The sequence below is a fragment of the Fulvivirga kasyanovii genome (assembly GCF_009711405.1).
GTDB classification, from domain to species: domain Bacteria; phylum Bacteroidota; class Bacteroidia; order Cytophagales; family Cyclobacteriaceae; genus Fulvivirga; species Fulvivirga kasyanovii.
On sequence record NZ_SMLW01000316.1, the window covers coordinates 1 to 5,428 of the forward strand.

At 42.6% G+C, this 5,428-nt stretch carries 5 protein-coding genes; all 5 read right to left on the minus strand.

Annotated elements, in window-relative coordinates:
- Positions 1 to 18 precede the first annotated feature (18 nt).
- The 5 genes from E1163_RS02715 to E1163_RS02735 all read right to left on the minus strand — a co-directional run bounded on the left by E1163_RS02715 (position 19) and on the right by E1163_RS02735 (position 5,339).
- Positions 19 to 585, minus strand: a complete 567-nt coding sequence (locus E1163_RS02715) for an RNA polymerase sigma-70 factor (RefSeq protein ID WP_155169207.1) — start codon at positions 583 to 585, stop codon at positions 19 to 21.
- A 379-nt stretch (positions 586 to 964) separates the two neighbouring features.
- Positions 965 to 2,503 carry a YifB family Mg chelatase-like AAA ATPase gene (locus E1163_RS02720; RefSeq protein WP_155169209.1) on the minus strand — a complete coding sequence of 513 codons (1,539 nt, stop codon included), beginning with the start codon at positions 2,501 to 2,503 and terminating at the stop codon, positions 965 to 967.
- A 1-nt stretch (position 2,504) separates the two neighbouring features.
- On the minus strand, positions 2,505 to 3,083 hold the full coding sequence (gene lpcA / locus E1163_RS02725) for a D-sedoheptulose 7-phosphate isomerase (RefSeq protein ID WP_155169211.1): 579 nt from the start codon (positions 3,081 to 3,083) through the stop codon (positions 2,505 to 2,507).
- Positions 3,084 to 3,093: 10 nt separating this feature from the next.
- Complete coding sequence (locus E1163_RS02730) at positions 3,094 to 3,441, minus strand: Asp23/Gls24 family envelope stress response protein (RefSeq protein WP_155169213.1); 348 nt, start codon at positions 3,439 to 3,441, stop codon at positions 3,094 to 3,096.
- A 74-nt stretch (positions 3,442 to 3,515) separates the two neighbouring features.
- Positions 3,516 to 5,339 (minus strand): ABC transporter ATP-binding protein, encoded by a 1,824-nt coding sequence (locus tag E1163_RS02735; RefSeq protein WP_155169215.1) that lies wholly within the window; start codon positions 5,337 to 5,339, stop codon positions 3,516 to 3,518.
- Between the last annotated feature and the right edge of the window lie 89 nt (positions 5,340 to 5,428).

A 5,428-nucleotide genomic window follows, 5' to 3' on the forward strand; every position in this document is an offset into this window, starting at 1 on the left:
CCTTATGTTATTTAATAATCAATAACGCCAACAAAGCAGAGCCAATAAAAAGATATAGCCATGTGCGACGAGAAATTTTTTAATGGACTTCAGCGCCGAACTGATGTGGTATTCTACTGTTTTTTGAGAGACATTTAACTTCTCTGCAATTTCGCTGTACGACAACCCGGCATTACGACTAAAGCAAAAAATTAATGAGGTCTGGGCAGGCAGAGATTTAATTGCTTTTCCAATCAGTGCAGGCAATTCATCTGACTCGAGGTGGTTAGGGTGAACCCATAAATGTTGCATGTCATCTTCATTGCCGGTAATCCTGCTTTGCTGATGAACTTTGCTCCTTACAAAGTTGATGCATTTGTTTTTAACCGCTCTATACAAGTAAGCTTCTACGGAACTTTTGATATCAATTGAATGTCTGTTTTGCCACAGGTAGACAAAAATATCCTGCACAATCTCCTCTGCCACCATGGAGTCTGCCGTCAGCCGGAGTGCAAATCTAGTCAAGTCAGTATAGAAAGAGTCAAAAAGTTCCTTCAGCGCCGATTTGTTGTCGTCCCTTAGTTTCCACAGGAATTCCTGATCCATTATGAAATAGTTTCAAGATAAATTCGGTATGGGGTGCCGACATTACAAATTTTGGGAATGCAATATAGTGTTTAAACATGTTTTTTCCTACTGATTTCTCTCTACACTACTTAACTGAGGCTAAATATACACAATAGGACGAGTTTAAAATTCCATTGTCTTAACGGCAGGCTGCTTCTAAAGAAAGGTTGACTGAGTCAGGAGATATTCGTAATGAATCTTTCAAAACCAGATAAACTCAGCAAGGCGCCTTAACCTGATGTGAAGAAAAGTTCCCCCGAAAAAGCGGCAATCAACATTAGAAGCTGAAAACCAGTGGAGCAAAATGGGTCGAAAAATTTGTTTCTCCACGGAAATTCCGTCTGACCCGGTAACACTATTATCCGGCCCAGCCTTCCCTGTCGAGGCTTCTGTATTGGATAGCCTCAGCCAAATGTTCAATTTTAATTTCGTCTGAACCGGCCAGGTCAGCAATCGTTCTTGATACTTTTAGGATTCTATCATAAGCACGGGCAGAGAGGCCCAATTTCTCCATAGCTGTTTTTAACAGGGTTTTACCTGCTTCATTGATCGCACATACTTCTTTCACCCTGTGGGAGGGCATCATGGCATTGGAATGTATTGAAGCATTGTCTTTAAAGCGCTCTGCTTGTTTTTCCCGGGCTTTTATTACTCTTTCCCTTATCTCTGCACTGCTCTCGGTTTTTCTGTTCGCTGTCATTTCGTCAAACGATACCGGAGTAACTTCTACGTGAAGGTCTATCCTGTCCAGCAGCGGCCCGCTTACTTTGCTCAGGTATCGCTGTACCACACCGGGAGCACATACACATTCCTTTTCGGGGTGATTGTAATAGCCACAGGGGCATGGGTTCATACTGGCAATGAGCATGAAGTTAGCAGGGTAATCCAATGATATTCTTGCTCTGGAGATCGTTACTTTTCTTTCCTCCATCGGCTGACGCATCACCTCCAGTACCGTTCTTTTAAACTCGGGAAGTTCATCCAAAAACAGTACACCGTTATGCGACAAAGATATCTCCCCGGGTTGTGGATTACCTCCGCCACCTACCAAGGCAACATCACTGATTGTGTGGTGTGGAGATCGGTAAGGACGGGTGGATATCAATGAGGAATCGGACCCCATCTTACCGGCAACCGAATGTATCTTAGTAGTTTCCAGCGCCTCATAAAGAGACAGTGGCGGTAAAATAGAAGAAAGTCGTTTGGCAAGCATGGTTTTCCCTGCTCCCGGAGGCCCTATCATGATCACATTATGCCCACCGGCTGCCGCAATTTCTAAAGCCCTTTTTATATTTTCCTGCCCCTGAACATCCTTAAAATCTACATCGTAGTTGTTGAGCTCTGCCATGAACACATCACGGGTATCCACTTCCAAGGGTTCAATTTCCCTTTCACCTTCAAAAAACTCAACGGCCTCGTTAATGTTGCTAACACCAATTACATCAATGTCATTAACTATAGCGGCCTCTTTGGCGTTTTCTTTGGGCAGCACCAAGCCCTTAAATTTATTCTTTCTGGCCTCAATAGCGATTGGCAGTACGCCTTTGATAGGCCTTAGCGTACCATCAAGAGATAGCTCTCCCATGATCATATACTGATCAAGTTTTTCTGCAATAGTCTGACTGGAAGCCTTCAGAATACATAGGGCTATAGGCAAATCGTAGGCGCTCCCCTCCTTCCGGATATCGGCAGGAGCAAGATTAACCACCACCTTGATACGTGGCATTCTAAAGCCCATGTTTTTGATCGCTGACTCTACCCGATGTTCGCTTTCTTTAACGGCACTATCAGGCAAGCCACTCATATGAAACTTAGTACCTTTTCCTACATTAACTTCAATAGTAATTACCTTGGCATCTACGCCATAAACGGCGGCCCCAAAAGTTTTTGCCAGCATTCTATAAATAAGATTTTTCGATCAATAAAATTATAATGTGGATGACTTTGATGTGGATTTCCTGGATACGATCGGCATAACCAAAGTGGGGCACTCTGATCTCAACATCAGCCAGCTCAGCCAGCTCTCCTCCGCCGTTACCTGTAAGGGCTACTACTTTAGCCCCCTTCTTTCTGGCTGCCTTCGCAGCTTCTATTACATTTTTAGATTTTCCACTGGTACTAATGGCCAGTAAAACATCATTTTCCGTGGCAAAAGCTTCGGTAAACCGTGAAAAGACCCGTTCATAGCCATAGTCATTGCCAACGCAAGATATATAACTGGGATCTGAAATGGCTACTGCAGGAAGTGGGGCGCGTTCATCTCTGAACCTTCCTGTAAGCTCTTCAGCAAAGTGCATAGCGTCGCAATGAGAACCTCCATTACCGCAGGATATGGCCTTACCACCATTTTTAAACGCAGTAACAAAAAGGTCAACGGCAGCAGTGATCTGCTTTAAACTATCCGGGTCTGTTAAAAATTTATCAAGTACATCAGAAGCTTGAAGCAGCTCCTGCTTTATCAACTTGTAATTATCCATGCTAAAAAGGTTATTCCTGGTCTTCGTTCTGTTCTTTCTTCGTCAATTCTTTCTGGGAAGGAGTGGATTTGGTGGCTTCCTGCAGGTCAAACATCTTCGCTTTTAATGAATTCACCTCATGCTCAAGCCTTTCCCGTTCCTTTTTATGGTTCCTGACCTCCATGGTAATCAGCATTATATCTATAAAAAACAATACCAGACCAGCTATTGCCACATAGATCATGAGGTCCATTCTGACCCGAAGCTTCAAAAGGAATTCAAAGTCTTCGGATTTGTAATTCACATAAATAGACACCAATAAAAGGCCAATATGAAACAGGAAATAAATAATATAAAAAATGGACCTTGGTTTTCTCATAAAACTCTTCTTTTAGACAACTGGCAATATAGCATGAAGCATGAATTCATTGTAATTAAAAGTAATAAAATTTATTAAGTATTCTGCATCACATTTAATTTTTTGTATAAGCCTTCACGAGCCACCAATTCGTCATGCGTACCTCTTTCTACTACCTCCCCTGATTGTATAACAAGTATCTCGTCTGCATGTTGTATTGTGCTCAGGCGATGTGCTATCACCACCGAAGTCCTGTTCTTCATCAGGTTTGACAAAGCCTCCTGAACCAGCTTCTCAGACTCCGAATCCAACGCTGATGTAGCCTCATCAAGGATGAGTACCGGAGGGTTTTTCATTACGGCCCTGGCAATACTTATTCTCTGCCGCTGCCCTCCCGAGAGCTTCATGCCTCTGTCACCGATGTTGGTTTCATAGCCATTTTCCATTTCCATGATAAAACTGTGGGCATTGGCAATTTTTGCTGCATTGATCACCTTTTCGCGATCCGCATTCTCAATACCGAATGCGATATTGTTGAAGATAGTATCATTGAAGAGGATGGATTCCTGGGCTACTATACCCATTAATTTCCTTACAGATTCAATATCATAGTCCCTGATATCAACACCATCAATTTTTACGGCTCCTTCTGTAGGATCATAAAACCTTGGGATAAGGTCGGCAAGGGTGGATTTACCACCACCGGAAGGGCCTACCAGTGCTATGGTTTTTCCTTTTTCAACAGTGAAAGAAATATCTTTCAGCACTTTTTCCTTGTCATAAGCAAAACTGACGTGGTCAAAAGTGATTTTTTCCTTAAACTCTTTGATCTCAATGGCATCCGGTTTATTGACAATGGCCGGAGTGGAGTCTACTACTTTGAAAATCCGCTCGGCAGACGCAATGCCTTTGTGCAACCCTGATATACCGGCGGCGAATGCCTTGCCCGGAGAGATTATTTGAGAGAAAATAGCCAGATAAGCGATAAACTGCGGACCATTTAAGCTGCCATCAGCAGAAAGCACCAGGGAGCCACCATAATAAATGATGATACAAACAATAGCCACTCCCAAAAACTCAGATACCGGCGAGCCCAATTCCCTCTTGTAGGAGTATGACAGGTTCACCTTTCTATAGTAGTCCGTTTCCTGATCAATTTTATCGGTCACATATTTACGGGCATTAAAAGCCTTTACAATACGCATTCCTCCTAGGGTCTCATCAAGTATATTCACTATCCGCCCGAGTGATTCCTGGCTTTGAACAGCCCTTTTCTTCAACCTTCTTACAATTTCAGCCAATGCACCTCCGGTAATGGGCAGGACCAATATGGTGAATATTGTAAGCTTGGCAGAGATCGTAAACAGGAAAATAAAATAGATAATAATAGTAACCGGCTCCCTGAAAAGCGCTTTGGGGCTACTCAGAATGGAAGCTTCAACTTCCTGCACATCATTGGTGATCCGGGACATCAGGTCACCTTTCCTTTCATTGGTAAAATACCCCAGATGCATGGACGCAACACGATTATAAATATCCATCCGAAGATATTTGACCACATCAAGCCTTATTTTGGTTACTATAATGGTCGCCAGGTACCTGAATATGTTGGTAATAAAGACTGATACTATAACTATAATACACACAAACAAGAGGGCTTCCTGCTTACCATGTTGCTCGATGATATTGCCAAAAGTATAGTAAAAATAGTCTACAATATAGTCAGTGCTCAACTCGAATTTCCCCGGATCAACCACTTCTTTGGCATCTTCTGTTTCAAACAAAACGCTCAGCAAAGGGATGAGAAGCGTAAAATTGATAGCACTAAAAACTACTGCCAATAAAATATAGGCCGCATACTGAGGCAAAAATGCCCCCAGGTTGCGTCCGTACCTGAATACTCTAAAAAATGTTTTCATTAATTATTTTCCCATTCCGAAGACCCATCATCACAAGCCAGATCTTTCTTCAAAATTATCAGTATACTTTGTTTCTTTAAACCGGTTTC

What these genes read in the sequence shown, in the direction of transcription:
- E1163_RS02715 (WP_155169207.1), bottom strand. Translation starts at nt 585, where the DNA reads ATGGATCAGGAATTCCTGTGGAAACTAAGGGACGACAACAAATCGGCG.
- E1163_RS02720 (WP_155169209.1), bottom strand. Translation starts at nt 2,503, where the DNA reads ATGCTGGCAAAAACTTTTGGGGCCGCCGTTTATGGCGTAGATGCCAAG.
- lpcA (WP_155169211.1), bottom strand. Translation starts at nt 3,083, where the DNA reads ATGGATAATTACAAGTTGATAAAGCAGGAGCTGCTTCAAGCTTCTGAT.
- E1163_RS02730 (WP_155169213.1), bottom strand. Translation starts at nt 3,441, where the DNA reads ATGAGAAAACCAAGGTCCATTTTTTATATTATTTATTTCCTGTTTCAT.
- E1163_RS02735 (WP_155169215.1), bottom strand. Translation starts at nt 5,339, where the DNA reads ATGAAAACATTTTTTAGAGTATTCAGGTACGGACGCAACCTGGGGGCA.